Origin of the sequence: Bacillus glycinifermentans (assembly GCF_001042475.2) — a bacterium.
In the GTDB taxonomy this organism is placed as follows: Bacteria; Bacillota; Bacilli; order Bacillales; family Bacillaceae; genus Bacillus; species Bacillus glycinifermentans.
On record NZ_LECW02000022.1, the window covers coordinates 76011 to 99862 of the forward strand.

Sequence of the window (23852 nt, forward strand, 5' to 3'; positions counted from 1 at the left end):
ATGCATTAAAGCCGAAAATACCATGTAAGGCTTTTGTTCATGGTATTTTCGGCTTTTTTCAATTCAACTATTTCACCGCGTGCAACGCCTCTTTTGCCCAATCTCTCAAAATGTACTTTTGCACTTTGCCGGAGGCGGTCAGCGGATATTCATCGAGATGAAATACATATTCAGGAATCTTATAATAGGAAAGCTGGCCTTTGCAAAATGCCCTGACATCTTCAAGCGTCAGCTTTTTGCCAGGTTTGCATTTAATGAAAGCGGCTGTTTTTTCCCCGTATTTCTCATCCGGAACGCCGACGATCTGTACATCGACAATATCTTCGTGCTCGTAAAGGAATTCTTCAATTTCCCTCGGGTAAATGTTTTCCCCGCCGCGGACGATCATATCTTTCAGACGTCCTGTAATTCTGACGTAACCGTCCTCATCCATTTCCGCGAGATCGCCTGTATGGAGCCAGCCGTCTTTATCGATGGCCTTTTTCGTGGCTTCCTCCATTTTGTAATATCCCTTCATGACGAGATATCCTCTTGTACACAGTTCACCCTGCTCATCGGGGCCGAGCGTTTCGCCCGTTTCAGGGTCGACGATTTTGATTTCTACATGGGGGTGCACTTTGCCGACTGTTTCGACGCGGCGCTCAATCGTATCAGTAATCGTCGTCTGAGTAATGACGGGAGAAGACTCTGTCTGTCCGTATGCGATTGTGATATCCGTCAGATTCATCTGTTTCATGACTTTTTTCATGACTTCTTTCGGACACGGAGACCCTGCCATGATCCCGGTCCGCAATGAAGTAAGGTCATAGTCGGAAAAATTAGGGTGCGAAAGCTCGGCGATAAACATTGTCGGCACGCCTTGCAGACCTGTGCACCTTTCTTTTTCGACCGTTTGCAGCACCGTTTCCGGCTTGAACTCGATGATCGGCAGCATAGCCGCGCCGACCGACACACAGGCAAGCGTACTTAACACACAGCCGAAGCAATGGAAAAGCGGGACCGGGATGCATAATCTATCCTCGCTCCCCAGCCCCATCCTGGCAGCGACGATCGCGGCATTGTTGACGATATTATTGTGCGTCAGCATCACGCCTTTCGGAAATCCGGTCGTTCCAGACGTATACTGCATATTAATGACGTCTTCGTGTGATAAAGACCACTCTCTTTCAAAAAGGGCGTCATCAGAGATCAGGCTGCCTTTTTTGGTAACGTCTGCAAATGAGATCATCTTTTCCGGTGCGTCCCCGCGTCCAAGATAGACGAGGCGTTCGAGCTTTGGCAGGTTTTTCGGATCTTTCGTAATCGATTGAATCATATCAATGTAGGAAGTGCCTTTATAGCCGTCCATCAAAAAGAGGGTGGTCGAATCCGAATGTTCCAGCAAATATTCAAGCTCTCTTGCCTGATAGCTCGTGTTGACGGTGACGAGCACGGCGCCGATTCTCGCGGTTGCAAACTGCAGGAGAATCCATTCCGGAATATTCGATGCCCAGATGGCGACATGCTCTCCTTTTTGGATGCCGAGCGCCATCAAACCTTTTGCAATTTTCCCCGTTTCTTCATAGAGCTCCTGATACGAATATCGCAAATCCAACTCGGAATAGACGACTGCTTCATGATGCGGAAACCGGTCTGCGGCTGACTTCAGCAGGCTTCCGATCGTTTGTTTTTTTAATGTATCCATAATGCCTCCTCATGTTCAAGAAGAATAATGATTTTATTATAGCACTTTGTTCTAGTACCAGGTACTATAAAGGCTGATTTTCTCCTTTTATTCAGATGCTCAATCGCGAAGCATTGGGCGATCCCTTCCGGAGCGACAACCGCACCTGCAGACAGGAAGAGAACGGCGCCTCCGAAGCCGATGGAGACCAATACGCCCAAATAAGGCCCGATTGCCCGGGAAATATCCCAATGCAGCCCGTAAAATGCAAAATACCTGCTGAGCATTTGATGAGGTGCGATCTTTGAGACGAACGTTTGAATGTGATTGAGCAGCAGGCTTTCCCCGGCGGTAAAAAGGATGATCATCAAACAGCCAGAAGGAAGAAAAAGCAAAGCCTACGACGAAATCGCATAGAAGCCGTAAGAAAACATAAAAATCGCTTTCATATCCAGCTTTTTCGTCCATTTCACGAGCGGGAATTGCAGGATGATGCTAAGCAGGGCGTGGCAGACTGGGAAAGCAGCCAGAATAAATATCTTTAAAAAGATCATTCAAATAAAGGCGGTAGTTTGTTTCAAGCTGTGCATAAAGCAGGCTGACAGGAATCGGTAACAGCATCAGAAGCAGGACGGGGCGGTGCTGGATGTACCTGCCCTGAACGGAAACCGGTTTTTCTTGTCGAAAAATCTCTTTTTTGCTTTTTGACGGATAAGCTTCCGGCAGCCTAAAATAAACGGCAAGCCAATAAAGAAAAAGTGTGCATGCCTGAAAACCGAAGATCACGACGGACTGATACGAATAGACGGCAAGCAGCCTTCTAGAATGCGCAGCACGGCAAACACCTCCCCCCGCTTTCCGCATCCTTCTGAGCCTGAAACGAAATGCCGTTTTATAAAAGGTATGGCCGGTCTTAAGTGAAGAACGGGCTGTTCATTTTCTTTTTCAAAAATACAGGAAATAGGCGGTCCTGGGAAAGCAATTTTCGCCGCAAATGATAAACGTGCCCGGAATCCGTCATGCGTCCAGCGGCGTTAACCCGGCAGCATGTTGATTCGGGTCTGACATACATTAAAGAATGACCTCCTGTTTATACTAAATCTCGGGAGGTAAACCGACTTATGATGAATATTTGGATAACTGGACTTTTATTATTGGCTCAGCCTGCAGAGTCTTCAGACAGCTTAACGATCACACAGCGAGGGCAGACGATTGAAAATGTTAACCGCGAGGACTTTACATTACCACTTCCCGGCACTCCAATTATCGACGGGGGAAAATACCGTTCATTCATTGATAAGCTTGATCGAAAAATTTACCGGGCTCCTGTAAACGCCGTCATCAATGATTATGGAAAAATCGTCCCCGGTAAAGTAGGCTACAGACTTTATCGACATGCGTTTAAGGAACAGTTTTATTCCTATTTCTTCGGCAATGGCCCTTCGAAAGTAGAAGTGCCTGAATTGAACATTTACCCGAAGGTTGACAGCAAGCTGCTTGCCCATATCCGGGTGCAGCAGATCGGTCAATACGTGACTTATTTTAATTCCGGCAATAAAAGCCGTTCACACAATATTTCTCTTGCTGCCAAAGCGATTGACAACCACGTTGTTTTTCCAAATGAGACGTTCTCATTTAACGAGGTTGTCGGGCAGAGGACTAAGAACAAGGGATACATGAGCGCTCCAATTATCGTCAGAGGTGAATTGTCTGAAGGAATCGGCGGAGGAATCTGCCAAGTATCATCAACGCTGTATAATGCCGTCGACCGCGCGGGGCTAAAAATCGTCCAGCGCTATTCCCACAGCAGGCGCGTTCCTTATGTTCCGCGCGGACGCGATGCCACGGTAAGCTGGAACGGACCCGACTTCCGCTTTCAAAACAAATATAACCAGCCGGTCTTGATCAGGGCGAAACGATATGGAGGGAGCATGGTTGTCACGCTTTATTCTTCAGATGTGATCAATAACGAAATTCGAAACGTTCCAAAGGCCCCGTCCCGGCTGCCAAAAGAAATTAATACAGAACAGTAAACGGCCCCCTTTTCACTTGTCCTTCGCGGGCAGTGTGATGACAAATTCGCTTCCTTTCGGATATCTGCCTTTCACCGTTATTGTGCCGCCATGATGTTCGACGATTTCCTTTACGATGGCAAGTCCCATTCCGGTTCCGCCGGTTTGTCTAGATCTTGATTTATCGATGCGGTAAAACCGTTCAAAAATAAGCCCGCGCTCTTCTTCGGGAATTCCACAGCCCTCGTCGGCCACCGTTATGATGATGTTACCTTTCGATTTTAAGGCTGTAACGGCGACTTTCGTATCAGGCTCGGCATAATGCCGGGCGTTATTCAGCAGATTTGTGATCACTTGGGAGAAGCGCTTTTCGTCAAGCGATGCATATAAATCCTTCGGGGCGTAGAAGGAAAGGCTGATACGTTTTTCGGAATAGGCGATTTGCGACTTCTGTACTTCCTTTGCTATAAACGTGTGCAGGTGAACCGGCTCCTTTCTGATCGTAAAGCTCGGCTGCTTCATCTTCGTCAGCAAAAAGACATCATCGACAAGGCGGGCAAGATTATCCGTCTCTTCTTTAATAATGGACAAATATTTATTTCTGGATTTTTCGTCAAGCCCATTCCTCATTGAAATATCAGCATAGCCTTTTATATATGTGATCGGTGTCCTCAATTCGTGGGCTACGCCGGATAAAAAGTCGTTCCGTTCCTTTTGCAGCCGGTTCAGGCCGGAGGAGAGGTTTTCGATCGATGCGGCGAGTTCTCCAAGCTCATCAGTCCTTTTCATATCGAGTGAAATATCGTTTCTGCCGTTGATGATGTTTTCGGTCGTTTTTTTCAGCTTGATGATCGGCTTTGTCAAAAAACGGCTGAATAAAAAAATCGCGATTAGCGTAAAAATGCCGGTTAAGCCAAAGCTGATGATAAAACGCTCAGTAATGCTCTGTACCAAAGCTTGGATGGAGGAAGTCTCCAAAAACATAAACACATAGCCGGACGTTTTTTCGCCTTTCATGATGGGGCTGATGGTACAGATATATTTCGATGTATTTAAATGGTTCGACAGGGCGATGCCGGCTCTTGGTATGTTTTTTTGTTCAACATGAAGGTGCTCTTTTATGTCGCCGGGGACGGACTGTGCGAGCACGCGCCTGTTTTTGTCGGTGATGATGACGTTCGTCTCAGCTTCGGTTTCCATAAGGGCGACGTGTTCAATCGTCCTTTGATCAAAGTGCTTTTCCAAGACGTCCCTGTGGCTGTTTCCCCTTTTTTGAAGGGCCTGAACTTCTTCGTTGATTCTTGTATCGACAATCGATGAATACAACGTGACAAACAGGACGGATTCGATGATGAGGGTGAATATGAAAAATGCCCCTGCGAGTTTAAATGAAATGCTTTTCATCATGCCTGATTCCTTTGCTTGTCCATTTATAGCCGACACCGTACACGGTCTGAAGGTAATCGTGCACGGGGAAGCCGGCTTTTTTCAAACGGTTTCGCAAGTTTTTCATATGTGAATCGATTGTCCGTGTATCAATATCGGCGTTAAACCCCCAGATTTTTTCGATCAATTGGTCTCGTGCGAGCACCTGGTCCTGATGGTTCAGCAGGACGCCGAGCAGTTCGAATTCGCTCGGCGTGATCTCTGTTTCCCGGTTACTGACGCGGAGCGTATGCTTTTCTTTATTCCAAATTAAATTAAGAAAACGAATTTCGGTCTGTCTCTTCGTTCGCCTTAAGACTGCTTCTATTCTGGCAAGCAGCACTTTTTCGCTGAACGGCTTTGTTAAATAATCGTCGGCGCCGCCGGTCAACCCCCTGACGATGTCTTCCTGTCCGCTTTTTGCGGTGAGCATGATAATCGGTACATTTGTGAGTTTTCTGATTGCCGCGCAGGTTGTCCAGCCGTCCATTTCAGGCATCATCACGTCAAGGATGACCAGGTCAAATGCACGCTGTTCGATCAAAGCAAGCGCTTCTTTTCCGGAGGATGCTTTCGAACATGTGTAGTTTTCCAAATACAGCTCAAGCAAATCAAGCATCCGGATTTCGTCATCTATCAATAAGACATTCAATGCTTTAGCACCTCTTTGCTAGCTTTAGTGAAAATAAGACTGCTACATTTTAAAAATATACCCTATAAGGGTATATTGATCAAGTTATTGAAAAGGGTCGCGGGCGGGCTGTTTTGTCAGAAAATACAAAAACCAGACCGCATGGTTTTGCTCATCGGCGGCTGCCCGTTTGAAAGCCTGTTTTACCGTTTTGTCCCGGGTATAGTCGGCAATGTTCAAATAGAAATCGACCGTTTCCTGTTCGTCTTTAAATGCGAATTCCAAGCCCGTTTTGTATTGATCAGGGCATGGCTCCGTTATTTTGATATCCGGTTTTCTGCCGGCTATGGACATGAAAAGATTGATAAATGTATTGAAATGGCGGATTTCGTCCTGCCTGATCTCCAATATCTGCTTTTTTATATCGGGAGTTGCCGCCATTTGCGCGAGTTTTTGATAACAAATAACTGCGCTGTGCTCTCCGTTTACCGCCTTTTCGATATCCTTGATCAGCCTGTCGTGCTGTCTGACGGGATAAAACGTCTGAACGTGCCACATCATGCTCACCTCGCTTTTTTTTAGCGTCTTGCCTTGCCAGTATATGAGCGGAAACCGCTGCACGTGTTTGCCGAAAAAAGTGTCAATTATGTCACATCTCCCGAATCTATTTTAAAAACATGGAGTTTGACGTAAAATGGTTGTTAGCGCCAAAGTACATACCTCAAATTGGAGTGAAATTGATGAAAAAGACGCTTTTACTGGTAATGACGATGCTTTTGGCATTTGCGCTTTTCGGCTGTCAGGCCGGAAAGGATGCTTCAGGGAAAGATCAGTCTGAAGACGTTCAGCTGACCGTTTCCGCGGCTGCGAGCCTGAAAGACGTATTGACGGAGCTTTCGTCTGAATATAAGAAGGATCATCCGAATGTCACCGTCAAGTTTAACTTCGGTTCATCAGGGGCCCTTCAGCAACAGATCGAACAGGGAGCTCCGGCCGACTTGTTTTTTTCGGCTGCACAAGACAAATTTGATAGATTGGTTGAACAAGGATTGATTTCAAAAAGCGATTCAGTCAACTTGCTTGAAAATTCGCTGGTGCTGATCGTTCCGAAAGAGAAAGCCAAGCAGGTCAAAAGCTTTGAAGACCTGACGAAAAGCGGCGTCGATAAGCTTGCGGTCGGGAAGCCTGAATCCGTTCCCGCCGGAAAATATGCAAAGGAGACGCTGACAAGCCTTCATTTGTGGTCTAAGGTTCAATCTAAAATCGTTTACGGAAAAGATGTCAGACAAGTGCTTTCCTATGTTGAAACAGGCAATGCGGATGCAGGGGCCGTCTACCGGACGGATGCGCTTACCTCTGATCAGGTGAAGGTAGTAGAAACCGCCGCTTCTGATCTTCACACCCCGATCATTTATCCGCTCGGAATCGTAAAAAATACGAAGCATAGAGAGCAGGCTGAGCAATTCTACAAATTTTTGCAAAGCGATGAGTCCGTTAAAAAAATGGAAAAGTACGGGTTTAAGAAAGGCTGATTGCCGGGATGCTTGAGGAATTTCTTTCCCCGATCAAGATTTCTGTCCAAGTGACGATTGCGGCTGGGATCATCGCCGTCCTGTTGGGCACTGCTGCGGCAAGATTAATGGCACATAAGCGATTTAAAGGCAAATCCGTCGTTGAGACGGTCTTGATGCTGCCGCTTGTCCTTCCGCCGACTGTCGTCGGATTCTTTTTAATCGTTATATTCGGAAGACAGAGCGTGATCGGCCGCCTGATTGAACACGTATTCCATGCGCCTGTTATATTTACCTGGTGGGCGGCGGTGATCGCGGCGGCTGTCGTTGCTTTTCCGCTAATGTACCAGTCGGCGAAGGCGGGCTTTTTGGGTGTTGACCGGGAGATCGAAGATGCCGCAAGAGTTGACGGTGCAAAAGAATGGCAGGTGTTTCTATTCGTCACCCTTCCAATGGCGTCAAATGCAGTGATGACCGGGAGCGTTCTCAGCTTTGCCAGGGCGCTCGGCGAGTTTGGCGCGACGCTGATGTTTGCCGGGATTATTCCGGGTGTGACGGAGACGGTTCCAACGGCGATCTATTTGTCGATTGATTCGGGGAATATGACGCTGGCGTGGCTGTGGGTCGCCTCGATTGCGGTTATCTCGTTCTTCATGCTGTTTTTTGTGCAGTTTAAACAAAAATAGCCGTATGGGACAGTTCTCATACGGTTTTTTCCAGTTTTGCAGAATGGTTATTTTGGCGATGATTCGATAGAATAGAAAGGAAATGAACAAAGAAAGGAGACGGACGTAATGGGAACAGTCTTTTTATCAGGCAGGTCCGGGAGTGGGAAAACGACCTTCATCTTGGATGACATCAGAGAAAAGCTTCGCCATGACCCGCTCGGGAAACCGATCATTTTTCTAGTCCCGGATCAGATGACGTTTTTAATGGAATATGAGCTTAGTAAAACTCCCGATTTGGGCGGGACGATCCGCGCCCAGGTTTACAGTTTTTCAAGGCTTGCCTGGCGAATCCTCCAGCATACGGGAGGGATGAATCGTCCGTTTCTGACGGGGACGGGCATTCAGATGCTGCTTCGCAAATTGATCGAAGAGCATAAGAGCGAGTTTAAAGTTTACCAGAATGCAAGCGATAAAAGCGGATTTACGGAGCAGGTCGAACGGATGTTGACCGAGTTTAAACGGCACTGCCTTCCGCCTGAGGGCATTCGCGAGATCATGCAGGGAAGCGGGGCATCGGAATATGAGGAGGAACGGATTCTTTCCGACAAGCTCCATGATCTCTACATTTTATACAGCAAGATGGAAGAAGCTCTCGAGCATCAATACGTTCAGTCCGAAGATTATTTGACGCTTTTGGCAGAGCAGATTCCGCACGCCGAAGAGATCAGGGATGCTTCGATTTATGTGGACGGTTTTCATCAATTCACCCCGCAGGAGATGCGCGTTCTTGAACAGCTGATGGCGCATGCCCGGGAGATTACGTTTTCTTTGACAGTGGACGAGCCTTTCGCCCATCATGCACCGCATGATCTGCATCTGTTCCGGATGACGGGAAAGGCGTATTTCGACCTTTGCCAAAAGGCGCGGGAGCTCGGCCTCGACTTGTCAGAGATCCGCATGGAAGGGGGGGAACGGCACAGCCATGCCCCTGAGCTTGAACACTTGGAACGGCAGTTTGATGAACGGCCGGCAAAACCGTATGCGGGAACATCGGAGTCTTTTTGCCTCATGCAGGCGGCAAACCGGAGAACCGAAATCGAAGGGATCGCGAGAGAAATTCATTCCCTGGTGCATTGCGGCAGGTTCAGGCTGAAAGATATCGCGGTCATCGCCCGCAATCTTGAAGATTATAAAGATACGATAAAAGAAGTGTTTACGGATTACGAACTTGCTTTTTTCATAGACGGAAAAGAGTCCATGCAGAATCATCCGCTGATCGAACTGATCCGTTCAACCCTTGATATCATCAAAAGCAACTGGCGATATGAAGCGGTGTTCCGCTGCATCAAAACAGAGCTTTTATTCCCGATGGATGAGCCGAGGGAGCGGGTGCGGGATCAGATCGACCAGCTCGAAAACTACTGCATTGCCTATGGGATTAAAGGCGAGAGATGGACGAGCAAAGACCCGTTTACATACCGCAGATACGCCTCATTGGATGATGACTTTGCCAAGACCGACCGGGAGATTGAGACAGAAAATATGCTCAATGACTTAAAGGGCTGGATCGTACCGCCCGTCCACCGGCTGCAAAAACGCTTGAAAAAAGCGGGATCAGTCAGGGAAATGGCTGAAGCCGTTTATCTTTATCTGGAAGAAGCGGACGTTCCGATGAAGCTGGAACAGGAACGGCGGCTTGCCGAAGAAAGCGGCCGGATCGCGGAATCAAGACAGCATGACCAAGTATGGGATGCAGTCATTCAATTGTTGGACGAGTTTGTGGAAATGATGGGAGACGAGCGCATATCGTTTTCCTTGTTTCAGCAAATGGTCGAAACCGGTTTGGAGTCTTTAACATTCTCGCTGATTCCGCCTGCTCTTGATCAAGTATTTATCGGGAATATGGATTTATCAAGAATGTACGGGACGAAATGCACGTTCCTCATCGGGGTGAACGACGGCATTCTGCCGGCAAGGCCGGCAGATGACGGGGTTTTGACAGATGACGACAGAGAATGGCTGAGACGAAACGGTGTGCAGCTTGCAGCAACGGGCAGAGAGCAGCTGCTTGACGAGCATTTTCTGATCTATATGGCGCTCTCCAGCCCGTCAGACAAGCTTTATGTTTCGTATCCGATCGCGGATGCCGAAGGAAAGACGCTGCTTCCTTCAACCGTTGTGAAACGCTTGAACGAGCTGTTTCCAGATCACGGAGAAAAGGTGCTTGTCAATGAACCGGAACAGCTTGGCGATGAAGAACAGCTCGAATTTCTCGTCAATAAAAGCACGGCGTTAAGCTATTTGACAGGACAGCTTGGTATATGGGCGAGGCAGTATGCGATCAGTGACGTCTGGTGGAGCACATACAACTTTTTGATGGGTGAGCCGGACCGCGGCTTTTCGAAAAATATCCTGTCCAGCTTGTTTTTCCGGAACAAGGTGCACAGGCTCACCGAGCGCGTGAGCCGGGATTTGTACGGAGAGAACATCCAGGGGAGCGTGTCGCGGATGGAGACGTATAAAGCCTGTCCGTTCTCCCATTTTGCTTCCCACGGCTTAAAGCTGAAGGAACGCCAATTTTTCAAGCTTGAAGCGCCTGATATCGGTCAGCTGTTTCATTCCGCGCTGAAGCTGATTTCAAACCGCCTTCATGAACTGAAGCTTGATTGGCGGGATCTGACGAAGGAGCAATGCGATACATTGTCGAGCGATGCCGTGGAGCGGCTTGCGCCAAGGCTGCAAAAAGAGATATTGCTCAGTTCGAACCGCCACCACTATGTCAAGCAAAAGCTGCAAAAAATCATTGCAAGGGTGTCCGGCATTTTAAGCGAGCATGCAAAAGCGAGCGGTTTTGCCCCCGTCGGGCTGGAGCTCGGATTCGGCGGCAAAGGACCGCTTCCTCCGATGCGGTTCACCCTGAAGAACGGGTGCACAATGGAGCTTGTCGGCCGGATTGACAGGGTCGATAAAGCCGAAAGCTCAAAAGGTCTGCTGCTTCGAATCGTCGATTACAAATCGAGCGATAAAGGCCTCGATTTAGCCGAAGTGTACTACGGTCTTGCCCTGCAGATGCTGACATACCTCGATTTGTCGATCACGTATTCGGCCGAATGGCTCGGAATGAAGGCGTCGCCGGCCGGGGTTCTTTATTTTCACGTGCACGATCCGATGATTCAGGCCTCTGTGCCGCTCAGCCTTGATGAGATCGAAAAGGAAATATTCAAGAAGTTTAAGATGAAAGGGCTCCTGTTAGGGGACCAGGAAGCGATCAAGCTGATGGACACCGCCCTTGAACAGGGCAGGTCCGACATCATCAGCGCCGGCTTGAAGAAGGACGGTTCTCTGCGTTCGGATTCGGATGTTGTCACAGAAGATGACTTTCATTTGTTAAGGCGCCACGTCCGCCGGACGTTTCAAAAGGCCGGCGAGGAGATTACAGACGGCAAGGTGTCGATCGAGCCTTATAAATTAAAGGACAGAACCCCTTGCACATACTGCGCTTTCAAATCATTCTGCCAGTTTGACGAATCGCTTGAAGAGAATGAATATCGCGTATTGAAGCCGGAAAAAGACAATGTCATATTGGAATGGCTGAAAAAGGAGGATGAGGCAGATGGAAACGGCTAAGCCGAAAAACAGCACATGGACGGACGACCAATGGAAAGCGATCGTCTCATCCGGCCGGGATATTTTGGTCGCCGCTGCGGCGGGCTCCGGAAAAACGGCCGTCCTTGTCGAGCGGATCATCCGAAAGATTACGGCGGAGGAAAATCCGATCGATGTCGACCGGCTGCTCGTCGTCACCTTTACGAATGCATCGGCGGCGGAGATGAAGCACCGGATCGGTGAAGCGCTTGAGAAAAAGCTCGCCGAAAACCCCGGCTCCCTTCATTTGCGCAGGCAGCTTTCCTTGCTGAACAGGGCGAGTATTTCGACATTGCACTCTTTTTGCCTTCAGGTCGTCCGCAAGTATTATTATATGATCGACGTTGATCCGGCCTTTCGGATCGCCGATCAGACAGAAGGCGAGCTGCTCGGTGATGAGGTGCTTGACGAGCTGTTTGAAGAAGAATATCAAAAGGGCGATCCGGCTTTTTTTGAGCTGGTGGACAGATATACGACAGACCGCCACGATCTCGATTTGCAGTACCTTATCAAGCGGGTTTACGAGTTTTCCCGCTCACACCCCGACCCGGAAGCGTGGCTTGAAAAATTTATGGACCTGTATGACGCAGATCCCGGCGCGAAGATCGAGTCGCTTCCGTTTTATTCCTACATCAGGGAAGATATCGCGCTTGTATTGAACAGTGTGCGTGAAAAGCTGACCCGTGCGCTTGAGCTGACAAAACGGCCGGGGGGGCCGGCTCCGCGCGCTGAAAACTTTCTCGACGATTTGGCGCAGATCGACAAGCTGCTTGAGCATCAGGACGATTTTGCGGCCCTTTATGAGCTTGTGCCGGCTGTTTCGTTCCAGCGGGCCAAACCGTGCAAAGGGGATGATTTCGATCCGTCTTTAATCGACGAAGCGACAGACCTTCGCAACAGTGCAAAAAAACAGCTTGAAAAGCTGAAAGGCGACTATTTCACGCGAACGCCAGAGCAGCATTTGGCGAGTTTGAAGGAGATGAAGCCTGTCATCAGGACGCTTGTCCAGCTCGTTGCAGAGTTCGGCAGACGCTATAGGGCCGCGAAGAAAGAAAAAGCGATCGTAGACTTCTCCGATCTTGAGCACGACTGCCTGGCGATTTTGACAAAGAAAAACGAAGGCGGAACAGCGGAGCCGAGCGAAGCTGCGGCCTATTACCGGCACTTGTTCCACGAAGTGCTCGTTGATGAATATCAGGATACAAACCTTGTACAGGAGGCGATTTTAAAGCTTGTCGCCAAGGAGGAACACGAAGGGAACCTCTTTATGGTGGGCGATGTCAAGCAGTCGATCTACCGTTTCCGGCTGGCTGAGCCGCTTTTGTTTCTTTCGAAATACAAGCGGTTCACAGATGACGGCTCAGGCGCCGGACAGAAAATCGATTTGAACAAAAACTTCAGAAGCCGGTCCGACATTTTGGACAGCACCAATTTTTTGTTTAAACAGCTGATGGGAGAGAAGGTCGGCGAGGTTGCCTATGACGAACAAGCCGAATTAAAGCTCGGCGCATCGTATCCTCCCAATGAAAGCACAAAAACAGAGGTGCTGATCATTGAAAACCGGGAAGACGCGGCTGATGAAGAGGCGGAAGAGCTTGAAACGGTACAGCTTGAGGCAAGGGCTGTCGCCGGACGGATCAGGGAGCTGATTTCCGGCAAATTTCAAGTGTATGACGGTAAAACGAAAACGACAAGAAACATCCAGTACCGCGACATCGTGATTTTGCTGCGCTCCATGCCGTGGGCGCCGCAATTCATGGACGAGTTCAAGCAGCAGGGGATTCCGGTATACGCGAACCTGTCAACCGGATATTTCGAAGCGACAGAAGTAGCCGTCACGCTTTCACTGCTTAAAGTCATCGACAATGCCTATCAGGATATTCCGCTTGCATCCATCCTCAGGTCACCGATTGTCGGCCTTGATGAAAACGAACTGTCCCTGATCAGAATCCGGGATAAAAAAGCGCCGTTCTATGAAGCGCTGAAGGCGTATATGGCGTCAGCGGACAAAGATGACCCGCTTTATGAAAAGCTTGCCCGCTTTGACGGGTTCCTGAAAAAGTGGAGGGCATACGCAAAAAATCATTCCGTGGCGGAGCTGATATGGGAAGTTTACCGCGATACGAAATATATCGATTATGTCGGCGGAATGCCGGGCGGAAAGCAGCGGCAGGCCAATTTGCGCGCGCTCTATGACAGGGCGAGATCGTACGAATCGACCTCCTTCCGCGGATTGTTCCGCTTTTTGCGATTTATTGAACGGATGCAGGAGCGGGGCGATGACCTCGGAACGGCTCGGGCTTTGAGCGAACAGGAAGACGTCGTCCGCCTGATGACGATCCATTCGAGCAAAGGTCTTGAATTTCCCGTCGTATTCACGGCAGGCCTCGGCCGGAATTTCAATATGATGGATCTCAACAAATCGTATCTGCTTGATAAAGAGCTCGGGTTCGGGACGAAATTTATCCATCCGAAATGGCGCATCAGCTATCCGACGCTGCCGCTTGTTGCGATGAAGAAAAAAATGCGGCGCGAGCTTTTATCAGAAGAGCTTCGCGTCTTGTATGTCGCTCTCACCCGTGCAAAGGAAAAACTCTTTTTGGTCGGAACGGCGAAAGACAAGGACAAGCTTTTGGCAAAATGGAGGACCTCCGCCTCCCATGCCGAATGGCTGCTCCCTGATTTTGAACGCTTTCAGGCGAAATCGTATCTCGATTTTATCGGCCCCGCCTTAATGCGGCACAGGGATATGGCAGACGGCGATCTGAACTTGCCGAATGATGACATCCGTCAGCATCAGTCCCGTTTTACGATCAGCTGGATATCAGCCGGAGAGCTGCAGGCCGAAGGTAGAGCGCAGACTGAAGAAGAAAAACACGAACGGCTGTCACTGGTGAAAAAAGGGCTGCCGATCGATGGCTCTTTCGATTATGAAAAAGAGGTCCGCGAGCGGCTGACATGGTCGTATCCTTTCCGGGATGCGTCACAAGTCCGCACAAAACAGTCTGTCTCTGAAATCAAGAGGCAGAAGGAATACGAGGATGAATACGGCGACCGCTCATTGGTTCGTCCGGCAAATGAAACTTTGCTGTTCAGAAGACCCTCTTTCATGATGGCAAAAGGGCTGACCGCCGCCGAACGGGGAACGGCGATGCATACAGTCATGCAGCATCTTCCGCTCACCCGCGTCCCCGAAAAGGATGAGCTCGGCCGTATGCTGGACAGGCTTATCGAAAAAGAACTTCTAACGGAAGAGCAACGCGCGGCTATCGAAGAAGACGACATTCTCGCGTTTTTCGATACGGATATAGGCGGAAAAATGCTCAGCGCCCGCCGGGTTGAGCGGGAAGTGCCCTTCAACATGACGCTTCCTGCACGAGAGGTTTATCCGGGCTTGAAAACTGCCGATGAACCCGTCTTAATTCAAGGGATTATCGACTGTTTGTTCGAAACCGATGACGGCTTTTATTTGCTCGACTACAAAACCGACCGGATACACGGCAAATTTCAAAACGGCTTTGAAGGAGCGGAGCCGATTTTGCGAAAACGCTACGCCACACAGATCAACCTTTACGCCCGGGCTGTTGAAACGATGCTTAAGACGCCTCTGAGAGGTAAGGCTCTTTACTTTTTCGACGGCGGGCACGTGATCATGTTTTGATGAATGTTTACCTTCCCCCAGCTTTCCGAGCGGGGGAAGTTTTGATAAAAAGAGAGGTGACAGGGATTTGAGAATTTTACATACGGCTGACTGGCATTTGGGAAAAACGCTTGAAGGAAGAAGCCGCTTGAAGGAGCAGGAGGATTTTCTTGATGAACTCGCACGGATCGTAAAAGACGAGAATATCGATGCTGTTGTTATGGCGGGAGACGCTTTTGACACTGTAAACCCGCCGGCTCTTGCCGAACAGCTTTTTTATGAAAGTCTCTCCGCCTTGTCTGATAAAGGAACGCGCCCGGTGGTCGTGATTGCCGGAAACCATGACAATCCCGACAGACTTTCTGCTGCGTCACCGTTAACAACCGACCACGGCATCTATCTGATCGGATATCCAAAAGCGGAGCCCATTGACATAGAGGTCCCTTCTTCGGGAGAAATCCTTTCCATTGCGGCGCTTGCCTATCCATCCGAATCAAGGCTGAATGAAGTGCTGTCTGAAACGTTTGATGAAAAGCTGCTCCGCGATCAGTATGACGAAAAAATTAAACAGACCTTTCAGCATATGAGCCGAAAGTTTAAAAAAGGCGCCGTTCAGATCGCGGCAAGCCACATTTATGTGGCAGGCGGCAGCCAGACTGATTCAGAGCGGCCAATCGAAGTCGGCGGCGCGTATACGGTGGCAGCGGAAAGCTTGCCTGAAGGCGCCGCATATGTGGCGCTCGGCCATCTTCACCGTCCGCAAACGATTAAACGTGCCCGCACGCTTGCCAGATATTCCGGTTCACCGCTCGCCTACAGCTTTTCAGAAGCCGGCTATGCCAAATCGGTCACCGTGGTAGAAGCTGCACCTGGCGGGCCGGCGACGGCTAATGAGATTTTTCTGTCGAGCGGAAAGCCCCTTGTGAAATGGAAAGCAACTGAAGGTATCTCACAGGTGTACAGCTGGCTTGAAGAAGAGCGCGACAAAAACGCGTGGATCGATCTCGAAATCCATTTGACAGACCAGCTCTCAATTGAAGAGATTCACCGTTTGAGAAAAGCGCATCAGGGAATCATCCACATCCGGCCGGTGTTTCAAGACATTCCGTCATCTGCCGGCCAAACGGTTCAGTCGCGGCAGGTCCCGATTGAAGAAAGGTTTATTGCGTTTTACGAAAGGCAGACCGGTGGAGCGGTTCCCGATGAAGAAACCGTAAAATTGTTTTTAGAGCTTGCATCAACAGCGGAACTGGAAGAGGGGGATGACACATGAAGCCGATTTCCCTGTCTATCAAGGGGCTGCACAGCTTCAGGGAAGAACAGATCATTGATTTTGAAAGCTTGTGCGATTCCGGCGTATTCGGCATATTCGGGCCGACCGGGAGCGGAAAATCGTCGATTTTGGACGCCATGACACTGGCGCTGTACGGAAAAGTGGAGCGGGCCTCGAACAATACACACGGCATTTTAAACCATGCTGAGGACGAGCTTGCCGTGTCTTTCACGTTTAAGCTGCAAACCGGCCATGAGACGGCATATAAGGTGGAGCGGGTGTTTAAACGAACGGATGCCGTGAAAGTGAAAACGTCCATATGCCGCTTTATCGAAATGAAAGAAGAACAAACCGTTTTGGCTGATAAAGCAAGTGAAGTCAACCGCAAAGTCGAAGAGCTGCTCGGCTTAACGATCGATGATTTTACGAGGGCGGTCGTGTTGCCGCAAGGTAAATTCGCCGAATTTCTTTCTTTAAAAGGAGCGGACAGGAGGCAAATGCTTCAGCGCCTCTTCAATCTTGAGCAGTACGGAGACCGGCTCGTGAAAAAGCTCAAAAAACAGGCGCAGGCGGCGTACGCGAAAAAGAATGAAATGCTTGCCGAGCAAGCGGGCCTCGGAGATGCCGATAAAGAGGCGTTAAAACGCGCGGAAAAGCATCTCGAGGAAGCCGAGCAAGCGTTAGAGAAAAAACGCCTCGAACGGGACAGCCGCGTCCGGCATTTTACCGAATGCCAGGAGATTTGGAATCTGCAAAAGGAAAAAGAAGGCTACCTCATAGAGGAAAAAGAGCTCCTTGCACAAAAGGACGCGATTGCCGAAAAGGAAAGACGCCTCACGCTCGCCGAAACGGCAAACACGCTCAAACCGTACGCCGATGCGTATCTTGATGCCAAAGAAGACGCCGCGCGCGCCGAAGAGGAGGAAAAACAGGCGCGCAAAGAGCTGCAAACGTATGAAGCCCTCTATGAGAAAGCTCAGCATGAATACGAAAACTTCAGAAACGGCAAAAAAGAAAAAGAACCGGTGCTGTTGAAGCAGGAAGAGCAGCTCACAGCCCTGAAGGAAATCGAAAAAAAACGGCTTGCCGTCCAACGGGAGGCCGATCGGAAACTGAGCGAGAAGGCCTTAAAGGAAGACGAAATCAAGCGTGCGACAGATGAACTTGAAAAGGTGAAAAGTCTGCTGGAGCGGGGGATGACGAGACAAAATCAGCTAAAAGCGGAACTGAAAGCCGTTCAGGTGTCAAGTGTTGAACGAAAAAACTGTCAAACCGCCAATCAGCTTGCGTTTCAAATGAAGCAGCGGAAACAGGAAACGGAAAGAGAACATGAGCGTCTGTACAAGCAGAAGGAAGTGCTCAGCCGGCTTCACAAAGAAGAGGAGCATCTCAAGCGCAGCATCAAGGCCGAAGAAGAGCATATTCAGGCTGGCTTTTCCGCGGTCGAACGGGCTTATGCGATGGTCTGCGAGGCCGAACGCGCCCTGTCTGAAACCGTCGATCTCGCCGCCAAAAAGCGGGATGAACTATCGGCGAAACGGGAGGCTGCAAAAACGGAAGAGCTGACAAGGGAATTGACAAAGCAGCTCAAAAAAGGAGAGCCTTGCCCGGTCTGCGGGTCCATCCTGCATGAAGAACCCGCCCATTTCAATGGAGAGAGCGTGTCTTTCAAAGAAACGGAAGAAGCGTTGCGAGAAGCTGAAAACATCATCCAAGAAGCGGCTGAACTGGCTCAGGAGTTTCTTTCTGCTAAAGTGGCGCTTGAACAGCAGTCAGACCACCTGATCAATGAATGCCCGTTTTTAACGAAAAACGAACCTCAATTGCCGGAAACTGCCGTTTCATTAGAAGAATCGTCTACACATGAGCGCTTCCGCCGCATCGGGTTTGAGTGGAGGGGGATCAGGCAGGATCTGACTGACATTAAAAGCCGCATGCCAAAGCTTCTTAACGCATACAAGGAAACCGTCAAAAAACGCGAACAGATTCGCGAGCGGATCGGCTATGAAGAAAAAGAGCAGGAACGTCTGGAAACGGGCGTCAAGGAGCTCAGCGCTTCATTGAACGAGCTGCAAATAAGCTTCGGCGAACAATTTGACGGCCTCTCATATGAACAGGCCGAAACATGGCAAAAATCGATCGAAGAAAAAGATCTTGCGGCCGAGGATTACGAAAAGAGGATCGAAACGAGCGTCGGTTTTCTCAATGAGCATGAACAGCAAAAAGAGGAACTGACAGCGCGCTTGTTTACCCTCGATAAAGAGCAGCTTGATCTCCATTATGCGATCGAAGGGCTGAAAAAGGAAATCGGTGAATACGAAAAAGAGCTCAAAGATTATCCGCACGCAGCCGCCATCGATGAACGGCTTGAGGACGTGAAGGCGCAATTGAAAGAGCTGAATGAGCGGGAGCAGGCGCTTTATGAGCATCTGAAGGAAACGGATTCTCGCGTCAACGGGTGGCGGGCCCGGACAAATGCGTGTGAGCTCGCAGTCCGCGAAGCGTCGGCAAGGCTTGCCAAAGCTTCCGGCATCTGGGCGGAAAAAGCGGAAGGCGCAATGTTTGAAGATGCCGCAGATGTGAAGAAGAACCTCATCGGGCAGGAAGAGCTTGAACATTTGAAAAAAGACATCCAATCGTATTGGGATCATACAAAGCAATGCAAATCAAATATGAAGCGGATCGAGGAAAAGCTCGGAGGCAGGTCGCTTACCGCGGAGGAATGGGAAAAAGCGGGAATGAGAAAAATTGAGGCCGAAGAAGCATTCAGCGCAGCGCTCGAGGAAAGAGGGGCAGCGGTAAAAGCGCTCCATGTCATGCAGGAGAACCATAAAAGATTCAAGGAGCTTGCAGCCTCCTTGAAGGAGTGGCAGACCTATATCGATCGCCTTGATAAACTTCAGGCCGTATTTAAAGGAAACAGCTTTGTTGAATATTTGGCGGAAGAACAGCTGGAAAGCGTCACAAGGGACGCATCGGCAAGGCTTGGCGGACTGACGAGACAAAGATATGCGATTGAGGTCGATTCAGAGGGCGGATTTGTCATGAGGGATGATGCCAACGGCGGAGTCAGGCGTCCCGTTACAAGCCTGTCCGGCGGTGAGACGTTTTTGACATCCCTTGCGCTGGCGCTTGCTTTATCCGCGCAAATCCAGCTTCGCGGAAAGTACCCGCTTCAATTCTTTTTCTTGGACGAGGGCTTTGGAACGCTTGATCAGGATTTGCTGGATACGGTGATTACGGCTTTGGAAAAACTCCAATCCGACAATTTGTCGGTCGGTGTCATCAGCCACGTTCAGGAGCTCAGGGCAAGGCTTCCGAAAAAGCTGATCGTCCGCCCGGCAGAGCCGAGCGGCAGGGGAACCGCCGTATCACTCGAACTGATCTGACGCGCCCGATTTTAAAACACAAATCAAAAGCAGCCTCCTTCTGTACGAATGGGGCTGCTTTATGCATTTCCGACAACATCCTGGTCGCTGACATCGGGGTCTATATAATTCGTAGCATTTAAACCATTGTTAACAAGCAGGAAGTCTCCTGTATTACCAGCACCTGAACCAAGTGCGGATTTTGAAGAGCTCTTAGGAGAAAGGTAAAAGGAATCACCGAAATTTACGACTCCGCCTGAGATAGAGTTGATCTTGATAGGTCCGACAATTGCTGGCATGATGGATCGACACCCTTTATAGAAGTCTCGAAACAGTATATGCCGGACGTTTACCTATTGTGAATTCCTCGGGGGCAGGTTTCGAATGTGCTTGACTCTCGTTTCGGTGTCGATTCGGCCGGTCGAGCCGATATGGGTAATTGCAGAAGAGGATATACTTTGTATTTTAATCGCCCTGACACGGATGACTGGGTTTTCATGATAAAATGCGGAGTATACCCCGGTTTCCGGCAGAAGCCGGGGAACCGGTTCCCGGAAAAGTTGAAAATCTTCCTGCTTAAATGAGCCCTCATTGCCGAAATAGTTGGGAAGATACCGCTGAACCGCGAGTACCTTTTCCCTGGCAAAGAACTCATGTGTATCACCGATTTGAAGCGTGCTGCCGGTTCCAATAAATTGCACTTTTAAAAACGTGACTTTTGACGTTCTGTTCAGCATTATTCCGGCTGAAGCGGCGTAATCGGACCGATAATGAGAGATTCCGGCGGCGTGTCAAAAATCGATGACAATGATATGGACTCGGTATCCCCGATTAAAAAAACAGATGAACTTGAAACCCCGGTAATTTTAATGTTGCCTACGTCCAAACAACGGTTTACAACAGTAAAGTTCATTCGTCTTCATTTCCTTTCATTTCATCTGGTATCGCTTGCAGAAAGTGTTCAATCGCCCGGATGATATCCCGTTTCACATGTTCGGCCAGCTTTTCTGCATGCTCTCTCGGATTACCAAATTCTCCGGGTTTTAAATGCTTGGCATAATAGCGGAGGCGGCTGTCGATCTGTTTTCGGATGTCTTCGATGATATGATGCCGGTTTGTTTCATCCAATTTGCTGTCATATCGGCTCTCCAGCTGTTCAAGGTGATGCGGGATTTCTTCATTTAAATAAGCATCGACGAGGAGTCTTGCGTGCTGCAAGAGCTGGCCGTCCATTTCCTTCTGAAGCATCCCGATTTCCGGAGGCTGCTGACCGATTTGAAAGTTCTCAATCTGCTCCTGTTCTGCCGGATTGAGCCCGATGTTGAGCGTTCCTTCCAACCGTTCGATTTTTAATTGATCAAATTTGTATTCAACCCGGTCGATCCTTGTTCCCGGATTTTCCTTCATTCTGTTGAGCTCTGTCTGTATGGCAATCATTTGCCTTTCAAGCTGCTGAATTTGAGCGGCCTGCTGCTGCAGAACCCCGTACACGTTTTGCGAATAAGAAGGATTCATTTGGTTCATGAGTCTGCACCTCCGCGTACTACCCCTGCGCCTGTAGGAGCCACAAGAGGGGTAAGGATTGCCTGAGGAACCTCTCCGGTTACGGGCGGAGCGGGCTCAGTATAGCTGCCGGTATTATACAAATTGGAAAGGGTTTTAACAGAACCGGCGCTCCCGATCTGCAAGACGGAAGAGTTGCTGATCCCTTCTATTCGCAAGTAATTGATTTGTATCGTTTGATTAATATAGAAGTTCATGATCCCACTCCTTACAGGTTTCCTGCGACCGGCTGATCGATCAGATCGGTATCGTTTGTGCGGGTAATGCTGTTTTGGTTGTATATGACGGTTCCGTCTCCGGTTACAAAGCTCCCGGCGCCGGCAAACGTTTTGAGTTCGGAATAAGGAGAGATCGTAATGCAGTCCCCGATATGAACAATCCCGCTTGAACCTACGGCATTCACTTTAAAAGCTCCGACAATCGCTGGCATGAAAGCACACCCTTTACAAACATTGATATGGGCTTTACACCATATCTTATGTTCATTGGGCTCTTTTGTGATAAGTGTGAAACTATTTTCTGCAAAAAACGTAAAAAGGAAGTAGAAGCGTGTTGTAGGGAGTGAAAGTAAGCATGTATTTCGAGCTTCAATATGAATCAGTATTGCTGGCATTGCTTTTTATGATTACGGCCTACGCCGTCGGAATAAAAAAGCAATTGTGGCTGTTGAGAGGTTTTCAGCAGTCAAGGATCAGAGACAAGGAAAAACTCGCTGAAACAGCCGGATATTTCTTTTTAAACAGCGGCTTTTTCCTGCTGTTGAACGGCCTTGTCCATATTCCGTACCAGGAGACGTTTACACCGCCTGCTATCCTTGCTTACGGTGTCTGTACAATCATATATGTGCAGAAAACATTGGTTGATTAGAGGATGATATTCAAAAAAAGACCGGCGGCTGCTGCAGCTCTGCCGGAAAAAAACAGTATTGCCCGGGTCGGCGGCTTTTAGGAAGTTCGGCGTCCGCGGGTTTTAAAAGCGTCCTCGGGTTGCATGCCATTTTCATGTTTCTGCATTTTTTGATTGAGCAAGTTGTCCAGTTCCTGACTGCAGCGAATCGCTTCTTTTGAATTGATTCCGAATTTTTCAGCGGTTTCGAATAAGTCTAACCGTTTTGCTTCAATTTTCTTGTTCATCATGGCAGTCTCCAACTTTCACATGTATTTTGAGCCGATGAATCAGCTTTTACAGCGGGGTAAAAAAGTGGATATTGATAGTATACCCTATTTTGTGATAAAAGGATTTTTTTCGCCAATATGACAAAAAATGTGACAATTTTCGGCGAGACGGAGGATTCGTCTTAAAGCCTGGCCAGCTCAAAAAGCAAAAAACGTTTTCTCTTTTCAATATACTGAAAAATCTGTTTTTGTTCATCTTCCAGCTGCTCGGAGGTGATGGTTGTGTAAGGGTCCATGTGAAGGTACGGGGTCAGGTCGGCATGCCATTTTGTCAGGAAAGGTGAGAGCCGGCTGATCGTGAATTCGTGCTGCAATATGTGCTTTATCAAAATAAAGTATTGGGCTTTGAAGGCCGGGATGTCCAGCAGCCTTGCGGATAATGTGTTATAGCCTGTCACCGGAATACGGTCATGCTTCATTTCTTTGCCGTTGATGTTCCGCCCCCATGTCGCATCATAATCCCAGGGGATGATTTGGAATGATCCCGTCTTTTCATTCAAATACAGGGCGTAATTATGAACAAATCCGTCGAAATTTTGCGTGCACACCGCTCCGATCAGCCATAGCAAATATTGTTTGACATGAAGGTATCGTTTGATTTCTTTTGCAAAGACATCGTCTTTTGCGGTGTTGATAAAGTAGATAAACTCTTGCAGTGCATCGTCGTGCCTCTTCGAACCCGATTTTCTTTCATAGCCCTGCAGGAGGTTTTTCTTTGCCTGCTTATCAAAAGAACTCAGAAGGGAAAAGTTGGCATCGTCATCAACAGCGTAATAAATCGCCCCGTCTTCCAAATTTCTTTTCTTTAAAAATGCATCGTCAACAGATTCGATTTTTAAATAGATTCCCTCTTTTTTTTCGTTGATATAAAGAAACACGTGAGAGGCTGAGGGAGAAAGGACGCCGATTTTTTCAAAGAAATGAAAGGAAAGCCTGTTTCGGATGTAGGAAGGATCATTGAATTCGGCGTTTAAATGGAATGAAGATTCCCTGTTTTTCATGTGCTTGCGATATTGAATGTCATACGATTTTTTTTTCAATTTGCGGATGTGCGACCCCCTGTAAGAAACGAAGACGGGAATGTTTGCCGAACCGGTTTGAAGCACGCCGGGGACCGCTTTGTCGCTCCAGATGTCTTTTTTTAATTCAGTTAATCTGCTCTGATGAATGTTCAGCCTAAAGGCCGGCAAAGCAGTGCCATTCATGATCATTTCCTCCTTTTTTATCTGACATATCATATGTGGAAAAAGCCTGTCCCGGAAGCGCATGGCCTAAGTT

General features: G+C 48.7%; 22 protein-coding genes. 8 read left to right on the forward strand and 14 right to left on the reverse strand.

Going from position 1 to position 23852, the window contains the following annotated elements:
* Positions 1-67: 67 nt before the first annotated feature.
* From AB447_RS14180 to AB447_RS26880, 3 genes are all read right to left on the reverse strand, one after another.
* Positions 68-1684: an AMP-binding protein gene (locus AB447_RS14180; RefSeq protein ID WP_046131297.1), complete on the reverse strand. Its 1617-nt coding sequence runs from the start codon at positions 1682-1684 to the stop codon at positions 68-70.
* The gene (locus AB447_RS26875; RefSeq protein ID WP_241494777.1) at positions 1672-2031 is read right to left on the reverse strand and encodes a hypothetical protein; all 360 of its coding nucleotides are present in this window, start codon (positions 2029-2031) and stop codon (positions 1672-1674) included. The genes AB447_RS14180 and AB447_RS26875 overlap by 13 nt, the downstream gene beginning before the upstream one ends.
* A gap of 127 nt (positions 2032-2158) precedes the next feature.
* The gene (locus AB447_RS26880; protein WP_231592704.1) at positions 2159-2527 is read right to left on the reverse strand and encodes an MFS transporter; all 369 of its coding nucleotides are present in this window, start codon (positions 2525-2527) and stop codon (positions 2159-2161) included.
* Positions 2528-2784: 257 nt separating this feature from the next.
* Here AB447_RS26880 and AB447_RS14190 point away from each other — a divergent pair, with 257 nt between their 5' ends.
* Positions 2785-3696 carry a VanW family protein gene (locus AB447_RS14190; RefSeq protein ID WP_048355536.1) on the forward strand — a complete coding sequence of 304 codons (912 nt, stop codon included), beginning with the start codon at positions 2785-2787 and terminating at the stop codon, positions 3694-3696.
* Between the two features lie 12 nt (positions 3697-3708).
* Here AB447_RS14190 and AB447_RS14195 read toward each other — a convergent pair whose 3' ends face one another.
* From AB447_RS14195 to AB447_RS14205, 3 genes are all read right to left on the reverse strand, one after another.
* On the reverse strand, positions 3709-5079 hold the full coding sequence (locus AB447_RS14195; RefSeq protein ID WP_046131295.1) for a sensor histidine kinase: 1371 nt from the start codon (positions 5077-5079) through the stop codon (positions 3709-3711).
* Positions 5060-5752, reverse strand: a complete 693-nt coding sequence (locus AB447_RS14200; RefSeq protein WP_082094113.1) for a response regulator transcription factor — start codon at positions 5750-5752, stop codon at positions 5060-5062. The genes AB447_RS14195 and AB447_RS14200 overlap by 20 nt, the downstream gene beginning before the upstream one ends.
* 84 nt (positions 5753-5836) lie before the next feature.
* Positions 5837-6289 carry a ferritin-like domain-containing protein gene (locus tag AB447_RS14205; RefSeq protein WP_046131323.1) on the reverse strand — a complete coding sequence of 151 codons (453 nt, stop codon included), beginning with the start codon at positions 6287-6289 and terminating at the stop codon, positions 5837-5839.
* Between the two features lie 182 nt (positions 6290-6471).
* Here AB447_RS14205 and modA point away from each other — a divergent pair, with 182 nt between their 5' ends.
* The 6 genes from modA (at position 6472) to sbcC (ending at position 19857) form a co-directional block, all read left to right on the forward strand.
* Positions 6472-7263, forward strand: a complete 792-nt coding sequence (modA, locus tag AB447_RS14210; protein ID WP_048355537.1) for a molybdate ABC transporter substrate-binding protein — start codon at positions 6472-6474, stop codon at positions 7261-7263.
* Positions 7264-7271: 8 nt separating this feature from the next.
* The gene (modB, locus tag AB447_RS14215) at positions 7272-7928 is read left to right on the forward strand and encodes a molybdate ABC transporter permease subunit (RefSeq protein ID WP_048355538.1); all 657 of its coding nucleotides are present in this window, start codon (positions 7272-7274) and stop codon (positions 7926-7928) included.
* Between the two features lie 108 nt (positions 7929-8036).
* The gene (addB, locus tag AB447_RS14220; RefSeq protein ID WP_048406707.1) at positions 8037-11537 is read left to right on the forward strand and encodes a helicase-exonuclease AddAB subunit AddB; all 3501 of its coding nucleotides are present in this window, start codon (positions 8037-8039) and stop codon (positions 11535-11537) included.
* Positions 11524-15216, forward strand: a complete 3693-nt coding sequence (addA, locus tag AB447_RS14225; RefSeq protein ID WP_048356283.1) for a helicase-exonuclease AddAB subunit AddA — start codon at positions 11524-11526, stop codon at positions 15214-15216. Before addB ends, addA begins: the two co-directional genes overlap by 14 nt.
* A gap of 67 nt (positions 15217-15283) precedes the next feature.
* Positions 15284-16468 carry an exonuclease subunit SbcD gene (sbcD, locus tag AB447_RS14230; RefSeq protein ID WP_048356282.1) on the forward strand — a complete coding sequence of 395 codons (1185 nt, stop codon included), beginning with the start codon at positions 15284-15286 and terminating at the stop codon, positions 16466-16468.
* Entirely contained in the window at positions 16465-19857 is a 3393-nt protein-coding gene (gene sbcC / locus AB447_RS14235; RefSeq protein ID WP_057957617.1) for an exonuclease subunit SbcC, read from the forward strand. The genes sbcD and sbcC overlap by 4 nt, the downstream gene beginning before the upstream one ends.
* A gap of 59 nt (positions 19858-19916) precedes the next feature.
* On the opposite strand, the gene AB447_RS14240 is transcribed toward sbcC, so the two are convergent.
* Genes AB447_RS14240 through AB447_RS14265 form a run of 6 tightly spaced genes read right to left on the reverse strand, consistent with a single transcriptional unit; the run spans position 19917 to position 21829 of the window.
* Positions 19917-20135 carry a spore germination protein gene (locus tag AB447_RS14240; RefSeq protein ID WP_046131288.1) on the reverse strand — a complete coding sequence of 73 codons (219 nt, stop codon included), beginning with the start codon at positions 20133-20135 and terminating at the stop codon, positions 19917-19919.
* Between the two features lie 54 nt (positions 20136-20189).
* A complete protein-coding gene (locus AB447_RS14245) occupies positions 20190-20573 on the reverse strand; it encodes a spore germination protein GerPE (RefSeq protein ID WP_048356281.1) in 384 nt (127 codons plus the stop codon).
* Complete coding sequence (locus AB447_RS14250; protein WP_048356280.1) at positions 20573-20749, reverse strand: spore gernimation protein GerPD; 177 nt, start codon at positions 20747-20749, stop codon at positions 20573-20575. The genes AB447_RS14245 and AB447_RS14250 overlap by 1 nt, the downstream gene beginning before the upstream one ends.
* Entirely contained in the window at positions 20746-21360 is a 615-nt protein-coding gene (gene gerPC, locus AB447_RS14255) for a spore germination protein GerPC (protein WP_048356279.1), read from the reverse strand. Before gerPC ends, AB447_RS14250 begins: the two co-directional genes overlap by 4 nt.
* Positions 21357-21596 (reverse strand): spore germination protein GerPB, encoded by a 240-nt coding sequence (locus tag AB447_RS14260; protein WP_048356278.1) that lies wholly within the window; start codon positions 21594-21596, stop codon positions 21357-21359. Before AB447_RS14260 ends, gerPC begins: the two co-directional genes overlap by 4 nt.
* 11 nt (positions 21597-21607) lie before the next feature.
* Complete coding sequence (locus tag AB447_RS14265) at positions 21608-21829, reverse strand: spore germination protein (RefSeq protein WP_046131283.1); 222 nt, start codon at positions 21827-21829, stop codon at positions 21608-21610.
* 143 nt (positions 21830-21972) lie between these two features.
* On the opposite strand from AB447_RS14265, the gene AB447_RS14270 reads away from it, so the two are divergent.
* Entirely contained in the window at positions 21973-22266 is a 294-nt protein-coding gene (locus AB447_RS14270) for a DUF3784 domain-containing protein (RefSeq protein ID WP_048356277.1), read from the forward strand.
* A 77-nt stretch (positions 22267-22343) separates the two neighbouring features.
* Here the strand turns inward: AB447_RS14270 and AB447_RS14275 are convergent, their stop codons facing one another.
* Together AB447_RS14275 and AB447_RS14280 are read right to left on the reverse strand one after the other, a co-directional pair.
* Positions 22344-22532: an aspartyl-phosphate phosphatase Spo0E family protein gene (locus tag AB447_RS14275; RefSeq protein ID WP_046131281.1), complete on the reverse strand. Its 189-nt coding sequence runs from the start codon at positions 22530-22532 to the stop codon at positions 22344-22346.
* Positions 22533-22696: 164 nt separating this feature from the next.
* Positions 22697-23779 (reverse strand): CotH kinase family protein, encoded by a 1083-nt coding sequence (locus AB447_RS14280; protein ID WP_048356276.1) that lies wholly within the window; start codon positions 23777-23779, stop codon positions 22697-22699.
* Between the last annotated feature and the right edge of the window lie 73 nt (positions 23780-23852).